Annotated in this window: 20 protein-coding genes and 1 tRNA gene; 15 read left to right on the forward strand and 6 right to left on the reverse strand. The window is 70.1% G+C overall.

The window, feature by feature from the left end; all coding sequences use genetic code 11:
- Positions 1-14: 14 nt before the first annotated feature.
- The gene (locus tag ACFWXC_RS20215) at positions 15-647 is read left to right on the forward strand and encodes a class I SAM-dependent methyltransferase (RefSeq protein ID WP_384480484.1); all 633 of its coding nucleotides are present in this window, start codon (positions 15-17) and stop codon (positions 645-647) included.
- A 43-nt stretch (positions 648-690) separates the two neighbouring features.
- On the opposite strand, the gene ACFWXC_RS20220 is transcribed toward ACFWXC_RS20215, so the two are convergent.
- Positions 691-933 carry a mycoredoxin gene (locus ACFWXC_RS20220; RefSeq protein ID WP_351704819.1) on the reverse strand — a complete coding sequence of 81 codons (243 nt, stop codon included), beginning with the start codon at positions 931-933 and terminating at the stop codon, positions 691-693.
- A gap of 180 nt (positions 934-1,113) precedes the next feature.
- Between ACFWXC_RS20220 and ACFWXC_RS20225 the strand changes: the two genes are divergently transcribed.
- The 4 genes from ACFWXC_RS20225 to ACFWXC_RS20240 all read left to right on the forward strand — a co-directional run bounded on the left by ACFWXC_RS20225 (position 1,114) and on the right by ACFWXC_RS20240 (position 4,656).
- Positions 1,114-3,309, forward strand: coding sequence for an ATP-dependent DNA helicase UvrD2 (locus tag ACFWXC_RS20225; RefSeq protein WP_384480487.1), 2,196 nt, complete (start codon positions 1,114-1,116; stop codon positions 3,307-3,309).
- A gap of 163 nt (positions 3,310-3,472) precedes the next feature.
- A complete protein-coding gene (locus ACFWXC_RS20230; RefSeq protein ID WP_351745475.1) occupies positions 3,473-3,790 on the forward strand; it encodes a hypothetical protein in 318 nt (105 codons plus the stop codon).
- Between the two features lie 174 nt (positions 3,791-3,964).
- A complete protein-coding gene (locus tag ACFWXC_RS20235) occupies positions 3,965-4,333 on the forward strand; it encodes a WhiB family transcriptional regulator (protein WP_010984500.1) in 369 nt (122 codons plus the stop codon).
- On the forward strand, positions 4,330-4,656 hold the full coding sequence (locus ACFWXC_RS20240) for a hypothetical protein (protein WP_384480490.1): 327 nt from the start codon (positions 4,330-4,332) through the stop codon (positions 4,654-4,656). The genes ACFWXC_RS20235 and ACFWXC_RS20240 overlap by 4 nt, the downstream gene beginning before the upstream one ends.
- Before the next feature lie 368 nt (positions 4,657-5,024).
- Here ACFWXC_RS20240 and ACFWXC_RS20245 read toward each other — a convergent pair whose 3' ends face one another.
- Positions 5,025-6,440, reverse strand: a complete 1,416-nt coding sequence (locus ACFWXC_RS20245; RefSeq protein ID WP_384480492.1) for an ABC1 kinase family protein — start codon at positions 6,438-6,440, stop codon at positions 5,025-5,027.
- Positions 6,433-7,638 carry a TOMM precursor leader peptide-binding protein gene (locus ACFWXC_RS20250; RefSeq protein ID WP_384480494.1) on the reverse strand — a complete coding sequence of 402 codons (1,206 nt, stop codon included), beginning with the start codon at positions 7,636-7,638 and terminating at the stop codon, positions 6,433-6,435. Before ACFWXC_RS20250 ends, ACFWXC_RS20245 begins: the two co-directional genes overlap by 8 nt.
- A 226-nt stretch (positions 7,639-7,864) precedes the next feature.
- On the opposite strand from ACFWXC_RS20250, the gene ACFWXC_RS20255 reads away from it, so the two are divergent.
- The 4 genes from ACFWXC_RS20255 (at position 7,865) to ACFWXC_RS20270 (ending at position 11,746) form a co-directional block, all read left to right on the forward strand.
- Positions 7,865-8,461 carry a M48 family metallopeptidase gene (locus ACFWXC_RS20255; RefSeq protein WP_384480496.1) on the forward strand — a complete coding sequence of 199 codons (597 nt, stop codon included), beginning with the start codon at positions 7,865-7,867 and terminating at the stop codon, positions 8,459-8,461.
- Positions 8,462-8,598: 137 nt separating this feature from the next.
- On the forward strand, positions 8,599-10,281 hold the full coding sequence (locus ACFWXC_RS20260; RefSeq protein ID WP_384480498.1) for a TerD family protein: 1,683 nt from the start codon (positions 8,599-8,601) through the stop codon (positions 10,279-10,281).
- 11 nt (positions 10,282-10,292) lie between these two features.
- Positions 10,293-10,973: an AIM24 family protein gene (locus ACFWXC_RS20265; protein ID WP_351704845.1), complete on the forward strand. Its 681-nt coding sequence runs from the start codon at positions 10,293-10,295 to the stop codon at positions 10,971-10,973.
- Between the two features lie 17 nt (positions 10,974-10,990).
- Complete coding sequence (locus ACFWXC_RS20270) at positions 10,991-11,746, forward strand: AIM24 family protein (protein ID WP_384480500.1); 756 nt, start codon at positions 10,991-10,993, stop codon at positions 11,744-11,746.
- 78 nt (positions 11,747-11,824) lie between these two features.
- On the opposite strand, the gene ACFWXC_RS20275 is transcribed toward ACFWXC_RS20270, so the two are convergent.
- Entirely contained in the window at positions 11,825-12,346 is a 522-nt protein-coding gene (locus ACFWXC_RS20275; protein ID WP_384480502.1) for an NUDIX hydrolase, read from the reverse strand.
- Positions 12,343-13,791 (reverse strand): zinc-dependent metalloprotease, encoded by a 1,449-nt coding sequence (locus ACFWXC_RS20280; protein WP_384480504.1) that lies wholly within the window; start codon positions 13,789-13,791, stop codon positions 12,343-12,345. The genes ACFWXC_RS20275 and ACFWXC_RS20280 overlap by 4 nt, the downstream gene beginning before the upstream one ends.
- 192 nt (positions 13,792-13,983) lie before the next feature.
- Here ACFWXC_RS20280 and ACFWXC_RS20285 point away from each other — a divergent pair, with 192 nt between their 5' ends.
- From ACFWXC_RS20285 to ACFWXC_RS20300, 4 genes are all read left to right on the forward strand, one after another.
- Positions 13,984-15,096, forward strand: coding sequence for an SDR family oxidoreductase (locus ACFWXC_RS20285; protein WP_384480506.1), 1,113 nt, complete (start codon positions 13,984-13,986; stop codon positions 15,094-15,096).
- Between the two features lie 202 nt (positions 15,097-15,298).
- Positions 15,299-15,760, forward strand: coding sequence for a molybdenum cofactor biosynthesis protein MoaE (locus tag ACFWXC_RS20290; RefSeq protein ID WP_384480508.1), 462 nt, complete (start codon positions 15,299-15,301; stop codon positions 15,758-15,760).
- Between the two features lie 117 nt (positions 15,761-15,877).
- Positions 15,878-16,042: a hypothetical protein gene (locus ACFWXC_RS20295; RefSeq protein ID WP_351745444.1), complete on the forward strand. Its 165-nt coding sequence runs from the start codon at positions 15,878-15,880 to the stop codon at positions 16,040-16,042.
- A 60-nt stretch (positions 16,043-16,102) separates the two neighbouring features.
- Positions 16,103-17,200, forward strand: coding sequence for a PDZ domain-containing protein (locus tag ACFWXC_RS20300; protein WP_384480510.1), 1,098 nt, complete (start codon positions 16,103-16,105; stop codon positions 17,198-17,200).
- Between the two features lie 87 nt (positions 17,201-17,287).
- Here the strand turns inward: ACFWXC_RS20300 and ACFWXC_RS20305 are convergent, their stop codons facing one another.
- On the reverse strand, positions 17,288-17,830 hold the full coding sequence (locus ACFWXC_RS20305) for a PPA1309 family protein (RefSeq protein ID WP_351704866.1): 543 nt from the start codon (positions 17,828-17,830) through the stop codon (positions 17,288-17,290).
- Between the two features lie 187 nt (positions 17,831-18,017).
- On the opposite strand from ACFWXC_RS20305, the gene ACFWXC_RS20310 reads away from it, so the two are divergent.
- Together ACFWXC_RS20310 and ACFWXC_RS20315 are read left to right on the forward strand one after the other, a co-directional pair.
- The gene (locus ACFWXC_RS20310; protein ID WP_384480665.1) at positions 18,018-21,014 is read left to right on the forward strand and encodes a UPF0182 family protein; all 2,997 of its coding nucleotides are present in this window, start codon (positions 18,018-18,020) and stop codon (positions 21,012-21,014) included.
- Positions 21,015-21,055: 41 nt separating this feature from the next.
- Positions 21,056-21,129, forward strand: a tRNA-Met gene (locus tag ACFWXC_RS20315).
- Positions 21,130-21,142 lie beyond the last annotated feature (13 nt).

A 21,142-nucleotide genomic window follows, 5' to 3' on the forward strand; every position in this document is an offset into this window, starting at 1 on the left:
GGCGACCCGGCCTGATGACCGACACCCACGACACCTACTGGAACCACAACGTCCACTACCACCCGGTGGTGCTGGATGCCGTGCCGCCCGGCTGCCGTGCCGCCCTGGACGTCGGCTGCGGTGACGGCCTGCTGGCCGCCAAGCTGGCGGCCAGGGCGGAGTCGGTGACCGGCGTGGACCGGTCACCGGAGATGATCCGGCTGGCGCACAAAGGGGACGGCGTGGGAAACGTCACCTTCCTGGAGGGTGACTATCTCGACGGCGCGCTCCTCGACGAGGGGAGCTACGACTTCGTCAGCGCGGTCGCTGTCCTCCACCACGCCCCCTTCGACGACGCGATCGAACGGCTGGTGAGGCTGCTCGCGCCCGGCGGCCGGCTGGTCATCGTCGGTATGGCCTACAACCGCACGCTCCTGGACCGGGTGATCAGCGGTTGCGGGGTCCCCACGGCGCGGCTGACCGCGCGCAGGAACGGCGGCGAGCAGGGTCCGTCGGGCATGCCCGTCGAGGACCCGATCATGAACTGGAAAGAGGTCCGGCGGGCCACCGAGCACCTGCTCCCCGGACGCCGGTACCGGCGTCGACTGCTGTGGCGTTACACACTCGTGTGGGACAAGCCGGGCGACATGCACGAAGGCGGCCTCTGACCCGGGGTCAGAGGCCGCCTTGTGCGAGGAACGCGAAGGACGACTACGCGCTGATCTTCTGCTTGACCTGGGCCAGCGAGGGGTTCGTCAGCGTCGAGCCGTCGCCGAAGAGGACCGTGGGGACTGTCTGGTTCCCGCCGTTCGCCTTCTCCACGAACGCGGCCGACTCCGGGTCCTGCTCGATGTTGATCTCGGTGTACGCGATGCCCTCGCGGTCCATCTGGCTCTTCAGCCGGCGGCAGTAGCCGCACCACGTGGTGCTGTACATCGTCACAGTGCCCTGCATCTCGCTCGCGCTCCTTCGGCAGGTCGGGAAGGTCATCCAGGAGAGGAACGTACGCCGCCCGCCCGCCATTCCCGGCGTCACCCGGGGCCCCGGGTGACGCCTGCCGCATTAGTACGACTGCAAGGGCCTGCCTGTGGACAACCGGCACAGCAGTCTCCGGCGACCTGGCAGCATGGCCGTGTGACAGCAGCAACGCACTCCTCCCTCTTCCCGCAGGTACCGGACTCTGCCGACGCGGTGCTCGAAGGGCTCGACCCCGAGCAGCGCGAGGTGGCGACCGCCCTGAACGGTCCGGTGTGCGTGCTGGCCGGAGCCGGTACCGGCAAGACCCGGGCGATCACCCACCGGATCGCCTACGGGGTGCGGGCGGGCATTCTCCAGCCGTCCAGCGTGCTCGCCGTCACCTTCACCAACCGCGCCGCCGGGGAGATGCGCGGCCGGCTGCGCCAGCTCGGTGCCCAGGGGGTGCAGGCCCGCACCTTCCACTCGGCCGCGCTGCGCCAGCTCCAGTTCTTCTGGCCGAAAGCGATCGGTGGCTCGCTGCCCCGGCTCGTCGACCGCAAGGTCCAGCTGGTCGCCGATGCGGCTGCCGCCTGCCGTATCCGCCTCGACCGGGGCGAGCTGCGGGACGTCACCGCCGAGATCGAGTGGTCCAAGGTCACCCAGACCGTCCCCGCCGACTATGCGCCCGCCGCCGTGAAGGCCGGCCGCGAGGCCCCCCGCGACCCGGCCGAGATCGCCCAGATCTACTCGGTCTACGAGGACCTCAAGCGGGACCGCGCGGTCATCGACTTCGAGGACGTCCTGCTGCTCACCGTCGCGGTCCTGCAGGACCGGCACGACATCGCCGACCAGGTCCGCGCCCAGTACCAGCACTTCGTCGTCGACGAGTACCAGGACGTCAGCCCCCTCCAGCAACGCCTGCTGGAACTGTGGCTCGGCGACCGCGACAGCCTGTGCGTGGTCGGCGACGCCAGCCAGACCATCTACTCGTTCACAGGAGCAACCCCCGACCATCTGCTCGACTTCCGCATCCGCCACCCCGGGGCCACCGTCGTCAAGCTGGTCCGCGACTACCGCTCCACCCCCCAGGTCGTCCGTCTCGCCAACGGCCTGCTGGCCCAGGCCCACGGCCGCGCCGCCGACCACCGCCTGGAACTGATCTCCCAGCGCCGCGCGGGACCCGAGCCCGTCTACACCGAGTACGCCGACGAGCCCGCCGAGGCCGAGGGCGCCGCCCGCCGTATCCGCGAGCTGGTCGACGCCGGGGTCCCGGCCGCCGAGATCGCCATTCTGTTCCGCACCAACTCCCAGTCCGAGACCTATGAGCAGGCCCTCGCCGACGCCGGGGTGCCCTACCAGCTGCGCGGTGCCGAGCGGTTCTTCGACCGGCCCGAGGTGCGCAAGGCGGGCGTCGCCCTGCGCGCCGCGGCCCGCTTCGGCGGCAACGACGCGCTGCTCGACGACACCGTGGACCTGCCCTCCCAGGTGCGTGCGGTCCTCTCCGGAGAGGGCTGGACCACCGAGCCCCCGGCCGGCTCCGGTGCGGTCCGGGAGCGCTGGGAGTCACTGGCCGCCCTGGTCAACCTGGCGCACGACGTCACCGCCGGCCGGCCCACCGCCACCCTCGCCGACTTCGTCGCGGAACTCGACGAGCGTGCGGGGGCCCAGCACGCGCCGACCGTCCAGGGCGTCACCCTCGCCTCCCTGCACTCGGCGAAGGGCCTGGAGTGGGACGTCGTCTTCCTGGTCGGTGTCGCCGAGGGCATGATGCCGATCACCTATGCGAAGACCGACGAGCAGATCGAAGAAGAACGCCGTCTCCTCTATGTCGGCGTGACCCGCGCCAGAGAGCGGCTCCATGTCTCCTGGTCCCTCTCCCGCACCCCCGGTGGCCGCCCGAACCGCAGGCCCAGCCACTTCCTGGACGGCCTGCGCCCCGGCTCCACCGGCACCGTCGGCCGTGGCTCCGGCACCGGCACCGGAGGCGTCGAACGCGGCTTCACCGGCGTCCCCGTGGCCGCACCCAGGCGCACCCAGCGCACCCCCGCCCGCTGCCGGGTCTGCGGGCGCACTCTCACCGACGCCGGCGAGATGAAACTGATGCGCTGCGACAACTGCCCCTCCGACATGGACGAGGGGCTCTACGAGCGGCTGCGGGAGTGGCGTGCGGACCAGGCCCGGCTCAGCGGCCAGCCCGCCTTCTGCGTCTTCACCGACAGGACGCTGATGGCCATCGCCGAGAACGCGCCCGACGACGACCGTGAACTGGCCCGCATCCCCGGCGTCGGCATGCGCAAGCTCAACCGTTACGGCGCCGATGTTCTGGCCATCTGCGCAGGTCGGCAGCCCGAGGGAGTTGTCGAGGAGGACTGATGCCAACTCGTCGAAAAAATAGTTTGCGCATGCCCCAGCAATCCCCATAGGTTCTAGGCACGGAAGCGGCGGCCTTCTCGAAGGCCCGGTTCCGTGTTGTACTTGCATACCCGAGCGGACTGGCTCATCCCAGTCCCCTAGACGCCGAGAGGAGGCGAGTCCAGTGATCAGCATCAAGACCAACATCAGCGCGGCCAAAATGACCGATCTCTCGGCCGTCTCCGTGTGCATGCTCGGCGTCTCGAACCTGGGCACCGGTCTGTCCGGCATTCCTGCCGTGCGTCCGGCGTCCTCCGTTTCTCTCGCGGGCCTTCCCGTCCGTGAGCGCAATGAGCGACCGACTGAGGCACTGGAAGCAGTAGCGGCACAGGCCAAGGCCTATGCCTTTACGGCAGCCGGTGCCGGAAGCCGGAAGCAGACGACGCAGCACCACCTGATGTGGGCCTTCCGTGGGCCAGAACCCTGGAGTGATCCAGCCTGATCGATCAGGCCGGCGCCTTCAGGGCCGCGGAACCCCATCCGGGATCCGCGGCCCTTCTGTTTGTCCCCACCACAGGGACAGACGGGCGAAGGGGCCTCGGGACAAGAGCAGAACCCGGTACCAGCCGCCAACCGGTCCAACCCGACCGGCACGACCAGACGAGGAAGAACAGCCGTGCAACTCGAAGCGCACGCCCCGTCCGTACCGCCTTCCGAAACGATCCCCCCGCCCGGCCTCACGGAGGACTCCACCTTGATCCCGCTCACCGCGCTCACCGCGCTCGACGACGCCATCGAGAACCTCGGCGTGCCCGTCCCCTGCCGTTCCTACGACCCGGAGGTCTTCTTCGCCGAGTCGCCGGCGGACGTCGAGTACGCCAAGTCCCTCTGCCGCACCTGCCCGCTGATCGAGGCCTGCCTCGCCGGTGCCAAGGAGCGGCGTGAGCCCTGGGGCGTCTGGGGTGGCGAGCTGTTCGTCCAGGGTGTCGTCGTCGCCCGCAAGCGGCCGCGTGGCCGCCCGCGCAAGAACCCGGTCACGGCATGAACATCCAAGGAACGATCGACCGCCCCCTCACGCACGACCCCAAGAAGCAGGCCCCGATGAAGCCGTCCACCAGCGAGCCCACCGGCTCCGCGATCCCAGACTTCACCACCGCCGGTACGACCACCGGCTCGCGTCAGAACAGGACCCGCGAGATGCAACTCATTCCAGAAGCCCTGGCTCGTGCGCATATGCACGAGCGACTGCAAGAGGCCGAGCGGGAACGCCAGGCCGCGCGCCTGGCGACCGCTCGCCGGATGCAGCGCCGGGCCGAGCGCGCCTCCAAGCGCGCCCGCCGCGCGCTCGCCATGGCCGTCATGCAGTGATCCCGAACACCTGAAGCGGTGGCCTCCCGGCTGAGGGAGGCGAAAGCTTTACGCGGGGGCCGGTCCGGCCGAACGGACCGGCCCCCGCGGTGCGTTGTGCCCGCGGATCCACGCACCGCGGCGTTGTCGTCGCCGGGTGACGAGTCTTCCCGGGGCAGTGATCACGCTGGCTCCGCCGCGGAGCCCCACTCTCCTGTGTGCGCCCGCTGCGGCACCCCGGCCGACGGGCCCCGGCCCACTACCTGGACCTGCTCCGTGGAGAACGGCGTCCGCCAGTTCTTCTGTGACACCTGCTCCAGGGAGAACCTCAGAGCGATCGAAGGCCGGCTCGACTCGGCCTGGTGGTGATCACCGCCCCTGCTGCGTCCCTACTGCACCTCTACGGCCGCCTCCGCCTCCTCGGCTTCCATGGCTTCCATGGCATCCGTGGCTTCTTCGGCCCCTTCGGCCTCTTCGAGTACGAACCCGGGCAGCCACGCCTCCAGTTCCTCCCGCAGCCGCACCGTCGCGCCCAGCTGGCAGAGCACGCCGATGGTGCTCAGGGTCACCCGGTGTATCAGCAGGTAGGCCGGTGGCAGGTTGAGCTGTTTGCCCAACTGGTGGGCGGGGTTGCGGGGGTCGGCGATACGGGCCGCCTGGCTGCGCATCCAGTTGCGGGTGAAGGTGAACTCGTCGACCTCGGCCGGTTCGATGATCGGCAGCAGATAGTCCAGGACGGCGTCGGGGTCCAGCTCTATGGAGTCCTTGACGAACCCCTCGGCGCACAGCAGCTCGTAGACCGCCTCGGCGTCTCCGTCCAGTGTCATCCGCAGGGAGTCGCCGATCGGGGCGGGCAGGCCGCCCGCGAGGCGGTCGACCGTGCCGAAGTCCAGCACGCCCAGGAGCCACTCCTCCTCGTCCTCCGGCCCGCCGGGCAGCAGCCGGAAGTTGCCCGGGTGCGGGTCGGCATGCAGCAGGCCGGTGCGGGCCGGCCCGGAGAACAGGAACCGGGCCAGGAGCTGACCGGCCCGGTCACGCTGCTCCTGCGTACCCTCCGAGATGATCTCGGAGAGCGGTATCCCGTCGATCCACTCGGTGACCAGGATCTGGTCGCACTGGTACACCACCGCGGGGACCACCACATCGGGGTCGTCCGCGAACTCCTCAGCGTGCGCTTCCTGGGCCTGTGCCTCCAGGGCGTAGTCCAGTTCCTCGGAGACCCGGTCGCGCAACTCCGCGATCAGGGGCTTGATGTCCATGCCCGGGATCAGCGGACCCAACAGGCGGGCGAAACGGCTCAGTTGCCCGAGATCGGACAGCAGGGCCTCGCCTGCTCCCGGATACTGCACCTTGACCGCGACCGCACGGCCGTCGTGCCACACCGCCCGGTGTACCTGGCCGATCGAGGCCGCCGCCGCGGGCTTCTCCTCGAACTCCAGGAACAGCTCCCGCCAGTCCTCGCCGAGGCGCTCGGCGAGGACCGCGTGCATGGTGCGGGTCGGCATCGGCGGTGCGGCGTCCTGGAGTCTGGTGAGGGCCGCCCGGTAGGGGCCGGCGATCTCCTCGGGGAGGGCGGACTCGAAGACGGACATGGCCTGTCCGAACTTCATGGCCCCGCCTTTCAACTCTCCCAGAACCTTGAAGAGTTGCTCCGCCGTGCGCTGTTGCAGCTCGCGGCTGACGATCTCCGCGGACTCACCCACGATGCGCTTGCCCAGACCCCAGGTCGCCCGGCCGGCGAAGCCGAGCGGGAGCGCGGCGAGCTTGGCGGTCCGGGTGACCGCCTTCCGGGGAAGATCAGACATGCGCCCTCCAAGTCCCATTCGGCCGGGCGGCATCCGTGCGCTCTCGTCGCTCCGCCGACGGCCGTTGCACCACCATTGTCTCGTGCGCAGCCCCGTTGGTTGAGGAGTGTTCCCCCTTAGCTTTCTCCGCAGCTCCGCACGGGCACGCGGGGTGCGGCCGGACCGGCCGCGCATGCCAGTGCAGAGCCGGCACGGACGCCTCCCAGCGCACTCCCGTGCCGGACGGCGACTCCCCGTCGAGGAAGGCCAGGGCATGCGCGGCGGCCAGCCCGGCCACGGCCGTCGCCAGCGTCAGATCGCAGGCCCCCACCCGGCGGGCCTGGCCGGACCGCCACTGGGTGATCAGGCGCGGCCAGGCCGGATCCCGGTCCGAGCGGTGCTCGTGCAGGCAGCGGGCGCAGCCGGTCCCGCCGGGCAGGACGAGCGGACCGACGACGCCCGTGCCCTCCACGACGCCCGTGTAGAGGTGAGGTGTCCCGGAGGTCATGAGCGGCTCGGCGGCGCGCGCGTCCGGGGCGTGCACCAGGACGTCGTCACGCGGGGCGATGATCACCAGGGAGAGGCCGGGTTCCTCCGCTGCCGGGTCAGGGCGGCGCGGCGGACGGTCCGGGGCGACCCGGCGGACGACTCTGCGGGCGGCCTCGTCCCGCCGCTCGCCGACCGCCTCCGCCGGCAGCCCGCCCGGCGCCACGTCCCACGGCTGGACGCGACCCACGTCACGCACGTCGACCTCGCCGACACCCGCGCCCGACAGCAGCGCGGCCAGCGTGACACCGACCCGGCCCGCACCCCGGACCTGCACCCGCAGGGCACGCCGGGCCGCCAGCCGGCCGATCGCGCCGCCCGGCTCCGCAGTGATCAGGGACAGCGACGCGAGATCGGGACCGAGCCGGTCCAGGACCTCCTGCTTCGTGCGCAGCGCCTCCGCGGCCGGCCCGCCGCCGCGCGCGTCGTCGACGAGCCCGGCCCGGGACAGCCGCTCGACCAGCGCGTCGACATGCCCGTCCGGCAGGTCCATGCGCCGCCCCTCCGCACGCAGCAGCGCGAGCCCCCGGGTGCCGTTGAGCAGGTCCAGAAAGCTGCCGGTCGCCGTGTCCATCGGCCCGAGTGTCATCGCGTGCACCGGGGTCATCCCGAACTGCACGGTGTTGAGATCACGCCAGCCGCGCCGGAGCGCGGGCTTCACCAACGGATGCATGACAGTCCCCCGTAGCTGTCGAAAGGTCATGGAAGATCCCCGTCTGCCGGTGGAGCCGGTCACGCTCCGCCGAGGACTGCCAGCATGCCCGGCCCGCTCGGCGGACGCCGAAAGTTGTCCACAGGCGGTGGGTATTCGTCGTACAAATCAAACGCATGGTGGGGGATCGGCACCGAACCGTCCCGGACCCGGGACTTCCCGCGTGTGCAGCGGGTAACGTCGGGGCGTGCCCGCCGACCCACTGCAACGCGCCGGAAAGCCACAGCGCAGCATGACGAGCCAGCCGCCCAGCGGCTTGGGGGTGAGCGCGATCGAGGTTCGCAGAAGCGCCCGGCGCCGCCGGACGGTCTCCGCGTACCGCGAGGGCGATCGCACCATCGTGCTGATCCCCGCCCGGATGTCCGAGGCGGAGGAGAAACGCTGGGTGACCGTCATGCTCAACAAACTCGCCGCCCAGGAGAGCAAGCGAGTGCTGGGCGACGCCGAACTGGCCGAGCGCGCAGAGCGGCTGTCGGTCCAGTACTTCGACGGCCGGGCCCGGCCCGCGTCGGTGCGCTGGGTCACCAACCAGAACACCCGCTGGGGTTCCTGCACCCCCGCCGAGAGCAGCATCCGCCTCTCGCACCGGCTCCAGGGCATGCCCGAGTACGTCGTCGACTACGTGCTCTGCCATGAACTGGCCCATCTGCTGGTGCCCGGGCACGGTCCCGACTTCTGGCGGCTCCTGGAGGCGTATCCGCGGACCGAGCGGGCCCGGGGTTACCTCGAAGGGGTGGTCGCCGCTGAACGGCTGCCCCATGTGCCCGGCGCGCGCGATGAGTGACGCGCCCGGCCAATGCTGCCTTCGGGGCCGCTGAGCCCGGTTGTGTACCGGGTCTGTACCGACTTCCTCCGATGTCCGAGTTAGCCGTTAGCCTGGCGCGACGCACTCACATTCGGGATGGGGGACGGTCGTAGCGCATGGCCAGGGAATTCCAACGCGGCCACAAGGCCAGGATCAGTGACCTGACGGCGGGCACGGATCTGTACGTAGGCGTGCAGATCGCGGGGCCCGGACTGACCTTCGACATCAGCTGCTTCGGTCTGGACGCCGACGAGCGGCTGTCGGACGACCGGTACTTCGTCTTCTTCAACCAGCCGAAGTCACCCGAGGAGTCCATCCAGCTGCTGGGTGCGCAGGCGGGCGACACGGAGTCCTTCCGGGTCACGCTGGACCGGATCCCGCCGCGGATCCAGAAGCTGGCGTTCACGGCGACCCTCGACGGCGCCGGGCAGATGTCCCAGGTCGCGCCCGGATACATCCGGATCGTCGCGGGCGGCGAGGAGGTGGCCCGGTACTCCTTCAACGGCTCGGAGTTCTCCACCGAGCGCGCCGTGATGCTGGGCGACTTCTACCTGAAGGACGTGTGGCGCTTCGCCGCCGTCGGCCAGGGCTTCGACGGCGGTCTGGACGCGCTGCTGAAGAACTTCGGCGGCGAGGTGATGGAGGAGGAGGCGCCCGCCGCGCCCGAGCCGCAGCCGTCACAGGCCGGTCCCGCACCGGGATTCGCGCCGCCCGCGTTCGCCGCTCCTGCCGCGCCCGCACCGAGCCCCGCGCCCGCACCGAGCCCTGCGCCGGTGCCCGCCCCGCCGGCCCCCGCGCCCCAGGGCTTCACCCCGCCCCCGGCACCCGGCCCGGTGCCGGCTCCGAACGTGCACGGCGCGCCCACCGTCATCGCCCCGCTGGCCCCGTCAGTCCCCGGCACCGTGCCGCCGCCGTCCCCGGCCCCCGCGCCCTACGGCCAGCCGCCCGCCCCGAGCGCGCCCATGCCGCCCGGCTACGGCCAGCCCCCGGCGGCTCCGCAGTCCCCGCCCGCACCGCCCGGCTACCCCCAGGCACCCCAGGCCCCGGCCCCGCCCCCGGGCTACGGCCAGCAGCCGTCGTTCGGGCAGGTCCCCGGCCAGCAGACCTACGGAATCCCGCAGGGCGTTCCCGAGGGCGGAGCCGGAGTCGGCGCGGCGCTCCAGAAGTTCAAGGAGACGCCCACCGGGCAGCGCTGGACGCAGCAGAACAAGAAGCTCGTCCGGGTCGACCTGGGCATGGGAGGCCAGCCGGTGCTGGCCCGGCAGGGCAGCATGGTGCTCTACCAGGGCAAGGTCGACTTCAGCTACAAGGGCGCCGGGTTCGCCGGCCGGATCGTGGGCAACGCGACCGGCCAGGAGATGCAGCTGATGCGCTGCACCGGCCACGGCCAGGTCTTCCTCGCCGAGAACTCCGCACATCTGCACCCCATCGAGCTCCAGGGCGACGCGATCTGTGTCTCCGCCGAGAGCGTCCTCGCCTTCGACGAGAGCCTCCAGTACGAGGTCCGCCGGATCGAGGGCCACGGCATCCCCGGCGGCGCGCTGTTCACGATGCAGTTCCAGGGCACCGGCACGATCGTCGTCAAGACACACGGCACGCCCGTCGTGCTGCCGGTGACGCCGACGACGTTCGCCGACTGCAACGCCGTGGTCGCCTGGTCGGCGGCCTCCCAGGTGGTCGTCTCCAGCCAGGTCCGGATGCGCCGCAACGCCTATCCGGGCGACACCGGCGAGAGCGTCAACCTGCAGTTCCGGGGCGCCCCCGGCAACTTCATCGTGGTCCAGCCGTACGAGGTCTGAGGGAGCCCGTCATGAACCAGCCGCTCGCGGGCTATGCCCCCGCACCCGTCACCGCCCGCATGGAGAACCACGGCAACAACATGCTCAAGGTCGCCATGCAGACCGGGAACGACCTCCTCGCGCGCGTGGGGTCGATGGTCGCCTACGAGGGCTTCGTCCAGTACGAGCCCAACCCGCCGGCCGTGCGCCAGATCGCCCGTGACTGGATGACCGGCGAGGGCGCGCCCCTGATGAAGTGCTCCGGCGACGGACTGCTCTACCTCGCGGACTACGGCGCCGATGTCGTCGTCATCAACCTCAACGGCGACGGCATCTCCGTCAACGCCACCAACCTGCTCGCCTTCGACGCACACCTCACCTGGGGTGTGGAGCGGGTCAAGGGGCTGGCGAAGTTCGCCGGGCAGGGCCTGTGGAACACCAAGATCTCCGGGCAGGGCTGGGTCGCGCTGACCTCCCGGGGCAAGCCGATCGTCGTCGACTGCGGAGGCGGCGAGGACGAGACGTACGTCGACCCGGACGCGCTGGTCGCCTGGTCGCCGAACCTCAAGGTGAAGGGCAAGCGCAGCTTCAAGGCGCAGTCCCTGATCGGCCGGGGCAGCGGCGAGGCCTACCAGATGGCCTTCTCCGGGCAGGGCATCGTCGTCGTCCAGCCCAGCGAGGACAGCACCGACCGCCTTCGTTTCCGGGGCTGAGGGGGAGTCAGAGAATCATGCAGAGCCCGCTTTTCGCGCACAACGACTCCCAGGCCCGGGACCGCTACAGCCTGCAGAACAAGCAGATGCTGCGGGTCGTCCTGGAGGGCCACGACGACATCCTCGCCCGCAAGGGCACGATGGTCGCCTACCAGGGGCTCGTCGAGTTCGACGCCGAGTACACGAACAACCAGCAGTCACGCGCGCGTGCGTACACCGGCGAGGGCCTGGACCTGATGCGCTGCCACGGGCAGGGCACGGTCTACTTCGCCAACCTCGCCCAGCACGTCCACGTCCTGGACGTCGAGCAGGACGGACTGACCGTGGACAGCGGCTACGTCCTCGCCATGGACTCCTCGCTGCACTACGAGGTGGTCGCCGTGGACAGCCTCTACGGCATCTCCGGCTCCGGGAAGTACCAGCTCAACATCACCGGCCACGGCAAGGTCGCCCTGATGACCTCCGGTGCGCCGCTGCTGATGCAGGTCACGCCCGACAAGTACGTCAACTGCGACGCCGACGCGATCGTCGCCTGGTCCACCGGGCTGCGCGTCCAGATGCAGGCCCAGACGCATTCCTCGGGTGTGTGGCGGCGTCGCGGCAACACCGGCGAGGGCTGGGAGCTCAGCTTCATGGGAAGTGGCTTCGCGTTGGTCCAGCCGAGTGAACTGCTCCCGCCGCAGGGCGCCCAGATCGGCCAGGGCCTCGCCGCCCAGTTCGGGATGGGTCAGCAGGGCGCGCGTGCCATGAACCAGGGGAACGCCTGGAGCTGACGACCCGCAAAGTCGCGGGAAGACCCACGAGGTAAGGGGCGCACGCCCAGGCAGGCGCCCCTTACGCAGGTCCCCGGTTCAGAGCCGCGCGCGGGTCTGTTCCAGCAGCCGTACGACCGAGTCGTCGGCGACCTCCGCGACCTCGTCGTAGGCGAACCAGCGCAGGTCCAGGGACTCGTCGCTGATCGCGTGGGCGGCGCCCCGCGGGGCCACGGCCGCGTACTGGACGTCGAAGTGCCAGTGGCACGGCGCCGGGATCGGGTGCCGGTCCAGGCGCACCGGGCCGCCCGGCAGCAGCGTCAGCCCGGGGATCCCGGACTCCTCGGTCGCCTCCCGCAGGGCCGCCGCGGCCAGTGTGGCGTCGCCCGGCTCGCAGTGGCCGCCCATCTGCAGCCACATCCGCAGCTTCCGGTGCAGGGTCAGCAGCGCCCGGCCCTGCTCGGGGTCGACGACCAGCGCGCTCGCCGTGACATGCCCCGCGTGACACGCCTTCCACATACCGTCGGGGTGCGCCGCGAGATGGTCCAGGTAAGCCTGGCGCAGCTCTTCCTGGCCCTCGTACCCCTTGAGGACGAGGACCGTGTCGTCGTACAGGCTCACTCGGTGTCGTCGCCCTTTGCCTGGTCTTCCGCCTGGTCCGCCTGGTCTTCCTTCTTGCGCAGGTCGGGCTTCTGGGCCGCCTCGCCGAGCATCTTGTCCAGCTCGGAGAAGTCCAGCTGCTCGCGGTGCACGAAGCCGTCCGGGTCGTCCAGGTCGCTCGCCGTCGGCAGCATGTCCGGGTGCGCCCACAGCGCGTCCCGGCCGTCGACACCGCGCGCGTCGGTGAGCGAGGCCCACAGCCGGGAGGCGTCGCGCAGCCGGCGCGGGCGCAGCTCCAGGCCGATCAGCGTGGCGAACGTCTGCTCCGCCGGTCCGCCGGTGGCGCGGCGGCGGCGCAGGGTCTCGCGCAGCGCGTCGGCGGACGACAGACGCGGCTTCGCGGCCGCGTGGACCACCGCGTCGACCCAGCCCTCGACGAGCGCCAGCGCGGTCTCCAGACGGGCCAGGGCCGCCTTCTGCTCGGGGGTGTCCTCGGGCTGGAACATGCCCTGCTGTAGGGCGTCCTGGAGCTGCTCGGGGTTCTGCGGGTCGAACTGGCCGACCACGTCCTCCAGCTTGGCGGTGTCGACCTTGATCCCGCGCGCGTACCCGTCGACCGCGCCGAACAGGTGCGAGCGCAGCCACGGCACGTGCGCGAAGAGGCGCTGGTGGGCCGCCTCGCGCAGTGCGAGATACAACCGCACCTCCTCCTTGGGCACGCCGAGGTCCTTGCCGAACGCCTCGACGTTCACCGGCAGCAGCGCGGCCTTTCCGGCCGGGCTCAGCGGCAGGCCGATGTCGGTCGAGCCGACGACCTCGCCCGCGAGCACGCCGACGGCCTGCCCGATCTGCGTGCCGAACATGGCGCCGCCCATCGAGCGCATCATGCCGATCAGCGGGCCGGCCATGGCCTGCATCTCCTCCGGCAGGACGTCGCCCATCGCGGCGCCGACCCGCTCGGCGACCGGGTCGACCAGCTCCTGCCAGGCGGGCAGCGTCGCCTCGACCCACTCCGCGCGCGACCACGCCACGGCCGAACCGGAACCGGACGGCAGCGACGTCGCGTCGTCCAGCCACAGGTCGGCCAGCCGCACCGCCTCCTCGACCGCGGTGCGGTCGGCGGGGCCCACGCTCGCGTCCTTGACGCCGTCCGAGGTGCCCTGGGAGACCGTCTGGCGGGCGATCTGCTTGGCCATGTCCCAGTTCACCGGGCCGCCCTCGTACGAGAGCATCTGGCCCAGCTGCTGGAAGGCCGCGCCCAGGTCGGTGGGGTTCAGCGAACCGAACATGGCAGCGAACGGATTGTCGGCGCCGGGCGTGCCGAAGCCGCCGGCCCCGGGTGTGCCGAAACCGAACGGGTTGGCCGGTCCCTGCCCACCACCGCTCTGCTGGTCCTTCTTCTTGCCCTCGTCGCCGTCTTCCGGCTCCTCCGGCGGAAGGCCGAAACCGAATGGGGTGTCACTCACGGGAATCCTCGGCTGGTAAGGCCACCGGTTCTCTCCGGCGGCGCGGCTGCCCGACAACACCACCCAGCGTAGACACCCCGACCCGATCGGGCCTCGGTGCTTCGCCGACAGTCGGCCTGCGGCAGGATGGATGCCACCTGGTACGTACGCGTCACTCACGCTCGTACTGAAGACAACCGCTGGAGACGCCCGGTGAGTTCCCCAGATCCGCAGGTTCGCGCAGCGCGAAACCCGTCAACCCCTGCCGCCCTGCGCGGGCCCGTCGTCGCCGTCACCGGCGCCGCGACCGGGGTCGGCGCGCTGCTCACCGAGCGGCTGGCCGCGTCCGAGGGGATCAAGCAGGTCATCGCCATCGACGAGCGGCGCGGGGAGTGCGCGGACGCCCAGTGGCACATCCTCGACGTGCGGGATCCGGCCATCGCGGACAAGCTCCGCGGGGCCGACGTGGTGGTCCATCTCGCGCTCGACCTGGATCTGGAGACCGATCCGGCCGCCCGTACGGCCTACAACGTGCGCGGGACGCAGACCGTGCTGACCGCGGCGGCCGCGGCCGGGGTGCACCGCGTGGTGCTGTGCACCTCCGCAATGGTCTACGGCGCGCTCCCGGACAACGAGCTGCCGTTGTCCGAGGACGCGGAGTTGCGTGCCACGGCGGAGGCCACCGGCGTGGGGGACCTGCTGGAGATCGAGCGGCTCGCGCGCCGGGCGCCCCGCGCGCACCCCGGGCTCAATGTCACCGTCGTGCGCCCCGCGGTACTCGTCGGAGGCACCGACACCGCGCTGACCAGGTACTTCGAGTCGCCCCGCCTGCTTGTCGTGGCCGGGTCGCGGCCCGCCTGGCAGTTCTGTCACGTCGAGGACCTGTGCAGCGCGCTGGAGTACGCCGTGCTGGAGCAGGTCGAAGGAGAACTCGCCGTCGGCTGCGACGGATGGCTGGAGCAGGAGGAGGTCGAGGAGCTCAGCGGGATCCGGCGGATGGAACTGCCGTCGGCGGTGGCGCTCGGCGCCGCGGCCCGGCTGCACCGGATCGGGCTGACGCCGTCCCCGGCGGGGGATCTCGCCTACACGATGTATCCGTGGGTGGTGAGCGGCAGCCGGCTGCACGATGCCGGGTGGCGGCCGGCGTGGACGAACGAGGAGGTGCTCGCCGAGCTGCTGGAGGAGGCGGCCGGGCGGCACACGGTGGTCGGCCGGCGGCTCGGCCGCAAGGACGCGACGGCCGCGGGCGCGGCAGGTGCGACGGTCGCGCTGCTGGGCGCGGCGGCCGTGGTACGGCGGGCACGGAAGGCCCGGCGGCGGATCTGACCACGGCCTGGGGGCGGCGATCACGACCTGGAGGCGAGGACCACGGGCCGGAGGCGTTGACCGAGGGCCGGAATCGGCGATCGCGAGCCGGGAGTGGGGCGGCCACGAGCCGGGAGTGGTAGGAGTCTCCAAACACGCACGCGCGTGTGCCGGGTGTTGGGTGTATTCCGTGCGGTCCCGGACGTGCGGCACGATGGGGGGTATGGCTGCTGTGAACGATCATCCCGGTGAGCTGGGTGCCGAAGATCCCGTCAAACTGATCGGGATCCGGGAGAGTGCGCTCTCCGTGGACGAGGTCTTCGCGGCCGTGGGCGACGACGCGGCCGGGGGGATCGCGCTGTTCGTGGGGACCGTGCGGAATCACGACGGGGGCGCCGACGTGGACGCGCTCGGCTATTCGTGTCATCCCAGTGCCGAGAGCGAGATGCGGCGGATCGCCGAGAAGGTCGTCGCCGAGTATCCGGTGCGGGCGCTGGCCGCGGTGCACCGGGTGGGGGACCTGCGGGTGGGTGATCTCGCCGTGGTCGTCGGCGTGTCGTGTCCGCATCGAGGGGACGCCTTCGAAGCCTGTCGGAAGCTGATCGACGACATCAAGCACGAGGTGCCCATCTGGAAGCACCAGAAGTTCTCGGATGGGACGGAGGAATGGGTCGGAGCCTGCTGAAGAACGCCTGTCCGGCTTCCGGTTGCGTAACCGTACCCCCCGCGTGAGCGTTGTCAGTGCGGATGATTAATCTGCTGATCAGTCAGTCGCGGACGGTCATGGGGTTGGGAGGTCGGCATGGGGGCGCTTGTCTGGTTGCTGATTCCGCTTGTGGCCGCGGTCGCCGCCGGTCTGTGGGGCAGCTGGGCCAACCGGACCAGGAGAGCCCGGAGCGACGGGCCCGAACTCGACGGATACGCGCGCTTCCGCGAAGCCATGGAGAGGTCCCACTCCGGCAGCTGAGATCTGTCCGACGGGTGGCCCTGACGGTGCGCTGACAGACACGTCCCGTACTGTCTTTGCATGCCACGCCGCACCGCGACGATGCTCGCCTCCACCCTGATGCTGATCGCGCTCCTGTGCGCCGGAGTGCTCATCACCGTGCCGTACTCGGAGATGTCTCCCGGTCCGACCGTGAACACGCTCGGGGACCACGGCGGCGAGCCGGTGCTGCAGATCTCCGGTCACAAGACCTACGCGACCTCCGGGCACCTGAACATGACGACCGTCCGGGTCACCAGCGCCGACTACAAGATGAACCTCGTGGAGGCCGTCTACGGATGGCTCTCGCACGACAACAAGGTCGTGCCGCACGACACGCTCTACCCGGACGGCAAGACCGAGCAGCAGTCCACCCAGGAGAACGCCGAGGAGTTCAGCGAGTCCCAGGAGAGCGCGAAGGTCGCCGCCCTGAAGGAGCTGGGCGTCCCGGTGAAGTCCTGGGTCATCGTCTCGACGGTCCTCAAGGGCTCGCCGTCCGAGGGCAAGCTGCACGCCGGTGACGTGATCAAGGCCGTCGACGGTACGGCGGTCAAGCAGCCGACCGACGTCGCCACCCTGGTGACCAAGCACAAGCCCGGCGAGGACGTCGTCTTCACGGTCGTACCGGCCAAGGAGCAGGCCGCCGCCGTGAAGGCGAACAAGACGGCCACCAAGACCGAGAAGGTCACCCTGAAAACGACCGCCTCCAGCGACAGCGGCGAGAAGCGCGCCATCGTCGGGATCTCCGCCGGGACCGATCACACGTTCCCGTTCGAGATCGACATCAAGCTCGCCGACGTCGGCGGACCGAGCGCCGGCCTCATGTTCGCGCTCGGCATCTACGACAAGCTCACCCCGGGCAACCTCACCGGCGGCAAGTTCGTCGCCGGCACCGGCACGATCACCGACGACGGCACGGTCGGCCCGATCGGCGGCATCTCGCTGAAGACCATCGGCGCGCGCGACAAGGGCGCCCAGTACTTCCTGACCCCGGCCGACAACTGCGCCGAGGCCGCCAAGGACACCCCGAGCGGTCTCACCCTGGTCAAGGTCAAGACGATCGACGACGCCCTCGGCGCCCTCAAGGACATCCGCGCCGGGGACACCGGCGCCCTGCCCAAGTGCAGCACCAAGAGCTGAGGACCGGCAGACGATCGGAAAAGCCCGGGGGCGCCCTTCCTGACGAGGGGCGCCCCCGGTGCCGTGTGCCGGCCGTACGCGGGAGGCTCAGTCCGCGAACGTCGCCTTCAGGGCCTCCGCCAGACCCGGGACCAGGTCGGGGCCGGTGAGGACCTCCGTCGGCGAGTCCTTCTCGCGCAGCCGCACCGCCGCGTCGCGGCTGCCGTCCCGCAGCACGCCGACCGTCATCCGGACCTCCTGGCGGTCGGGGTGCTGTGCCACCCACTTGGCCAGCTTGGCCTCGCTCAGCCCCTCCGGGACCTGGGTCTCGGCGGACGGCGGCAGCATCAGCCGCTCCACCGTGAGCGCGCAGCCGACCACCGCGTCCGGCCAGGCGATGGTGCCCAGGAACTCATCCAGCGCCTTGTCCGTTGGCACTTCGTCCTGCTCGATCGGGGTGAGACCGGTGGTCACGGACTCGTCCTCCAGACCGAGCTGGGCGGCGAGAGCCGGTTCCTGGGTGCGCAGCCGTGCGGTGTCGACGAGGGCGAAGAGGCGAGCGGGCTGGTCCCAGCCGAGGCCGGAGGCGTACTCGTCGATCTCGAGGACGGCCCGGGTGAGTGGGTTCGCTGCCATGGGAGTGTTGGACATGGTCACAATCCTGCCTCGTTCATGGCCGGAATCGGGAACCGAGTAAGTCGTGAGTAAGTTGCATAGGTGTGGCCCCACGATCACGGGGGGCCACGTCCGGCCCGTGAACAAGAGGGTCTGACGCAACAACAGCGGATCAACAGCGAATCAATCAGCGAACTTCGAGGTGCGCACCTTGGCTTTCCAGATGCCGGACCGCGGCGGAGGCCCGACGGGGCCGCGGATCAGAGCGGGCCGCCCGTCCCGGCGCGTCCGGACCCTGCTCATGACACTGGGCGTCCTTGCCGTACTCGGCATGGCGTTCACCATGTTCGCGGGCTTCTGGACGGACTGGCTCTGGTACCGGTCGGTGCACTACTCCTCGGTGTTCACCATCACCCTGTGGACGAAGATCGGGCTGTTCTTCGTCTTCGGGCTGCTGATGGCGGCCGCGGTGGGCTTCAACATCTGGCTGGCGCACCGGTTGCGGCCGCCGCTGAGCGCCATGTCCATGGAGCAGCAGAGCCTGGACCGCTACCGGATGGGCATCGCGCCGTACAAGAAGTGGCTGCTGTTCGCGGTCACGGCGCTGGTCGGGCTGATCGCCGGCGCCTCCGCGGCCGGCCAGTGGCGCACCTGGCTGATGTGGGTCAACGGCGTGCCCTTCCACCAGAAGGACCCGCAGTTCCACCTCGACGTCTCCTTCTACGCCTTCGACCTGCCCTGGTACCGCTTCCTGCTGGGCTTCGGCTTCGCCACCGCGATCCTCTCGCTGATCGCGGCCGCGCTCACCCACTACCTGTACGGCGGGCTGCGCGTCACCAGCCCCGGTGCGCGCGCCACCGGTGCCGCGACCGGTCACCTCTCGGTGCTGCTCGGCTTCTTCGTCGCCCTCAAGGCGGTCGCCTACTGGCTCGACCGCTACGGACTGGCCGTCAAGTCCAGCGACTTCAAGGCCACCGGCAACTGGACGGGCCTCAGGTACGTCGACGCGAACGCGTATCTGCCGGCCAAGACGATCCTGTTCTGCATCGCCGTCATCTGCGCGCTGCTGTTCTTCGCCACCCTGTGGCGGCGCACCTGGCAGCTGCCCGTCATCGGCTTCGGCCTGATGGTCCTGTCGGCGATCCTCATCGGCGGCCTGTACCCGGCGATCGTCCAGAAGTTCCAGGTCCAGCCCAACGAGCAGGCCAAGGAAGCCCCGTACGTCCAGAAGAACCTCAAGGCGACCCGCGAGGCGTACGGCATCGACGACACCCAGGTCACCGAGTACACGGGCAAGAGCACGACCACGGACAAGACCAAGCTCCGGGACGACATCGACGCCACGGCGAGTATCCGGATCATGGACCCGAACATCGTCTCGCCGACGTTCCAGCAGCTCCAGCAGATGCGGAACTACTACGCGTTCCCGACCAATCTGGACGTGGACCGCTACACCAAGGACGGCAAGGTCCAGGACACCGTCCTCGGACTGCGCGAGCTGAACCTCGCCGGCATTCCGAAGAACAACTGGATCAACGACCACTTCCGCTACACCCACGGCTACGGCGTGGTCGCCGCCAAGGGCACCGAGGCCGACGAACAGGGCCAGCCGGTCTTCACCGAGTCCGACCTGCCGTCCAAGGGCGACCTGGGCACGTACCAGCAGCGGATCTACTACGGCGAGAAGACCAACACCTACTCGATCGTCGGCGGTCCCCAGAAGGAGATCGACTACTCCGACGACAACGGTGAGAAGACCACCAGCTACGAGGGCAAGAGCGGGGTCAGCCTCTCCAGCCCGATCAACCGGGCCGCGTACGCGGTGGCGTTCAACGAGCCGCAGATCCTCTACTCCGGTGCGATCGGGGAGGGCTCGCGGATCCTGTACAACCGCACGCCCAAGGAGCGCGTGGAGGCGGTCGCCCCCTGGCTGACCATCGACGGCGACGCGTACCCGGCGGTGGTGAAGGGGCGGATCCAGTGGATCGTCGACGCCTACACGACATCGAACGGCTATCCCTACGCCTCGCGTACCACCCTCGGTGACACCACCGCCGACTCGCTGACCGCGAACAACAACTCGCGTGCCGTGGTGGCCCAGCAGAACCAGGTCAACTACATCCGCAACTCGGTGAAGGCGACCGTCGACGCGTACACCGGCGAGGTCAAGCTCTACCAGTGGGACACCGAGGACCCGGTGCTGAAGACCTGGATGAAGGCCTTCCCGGACACGGTGCAGCCGAGGAGCGCCATCTCGCAGGACCTGATGGACCATCTCCGGTACCCGCAGGACCTGTTCAAGGTGCAGCGCGAACTGCTCACCCGCTACCACGTGACGGACGCCCAGACGTTCCTGACCGGCAGCGAGGTGTGGCAGGTGCCCGACGACCCGAGCAACAAGTCGGGCGACGCGGTGCCGCCGTACTACCTGAGCATGAAGATGCCGGACCAGAGCGCGCAGACGTTCTCGCTGTCGACGACGTTCACGCCCAACGGCCGGGACAACCTCAGCGCGTTCATGTCGGTCGACTCCGAAGCCGGTGCGAAGGACTACGGCAAGATCAGAATCCTGAAACTGCCGACCAGTACGACCGTCGACGGACCCAAACAGGTCCAGAGCCAGTTCAACTCCGAACAGGACATCGCGGCCGCCATCAAACTCCTCAAGGGCGGCGACTCCGAGGTCGAGTACGGCAACCTGCTGACCGTGCCACTGGACGGGGGCCTGCTGTACGCAGAGCCCGTCTACGTACGCGGTGCCGGCGTCAAGTACCCATTGCTGCGCAAGGTGTTGGTGACCTATGAGGGCAAGACCGCCTTCGAGAACACCCTCGACGAGGCGCTAGACAAGGTGTTCGGCTCGAACGGTTCGGACACCGGGTCCTCGGACACGGGATCCTCCGGCACCGGGACGACCACGCCGCCGACGTCCGCCAACCCGACGGTCCAGCAGGCGCTGGACGACGCCCAGAAGGCCTTCGCGGCGGGACAGGAGGCCCTGAAGAAGGGCGACTGGACGGCGTACGGCAAGGCCCAGGACGAGTTGCAGCAGGCGCTCAGCCGGGCCGAGGCGGCCCAGTCCAAGGCCGACAAGACCGGTGGCGGCACGTCGTCCGGCAGCAGTCCGAAGCCCAGCACCAGTGCGAAGCCCAGTACCGGTGCGAGCCCCGGTGCCAGTGCGAGCCCAGCAGCGAGCAGCAGCCCCAGTCCGGGCGGATGATCGCGCCCGCCCCGCGCCGTGGTAAGGTTTGAACACAACGGCGCGGGGTGGAGCAGCTCGGTAGCTCGCTGGGCTCATAACCCAGAGGTCGCAGGTTCAAATCCTGTCCCCGCTACTTAAATCGAAGG

Origin of the sequence: Streptomyces sp. NPDC058683, assembly GCF_042716195.1 — a bacterium.
Classification (GTDB): Bacteria; Actinomycetota; Actinomycetes; order Streptomycetales; family Streptomycetaceae; genus Streptomyces.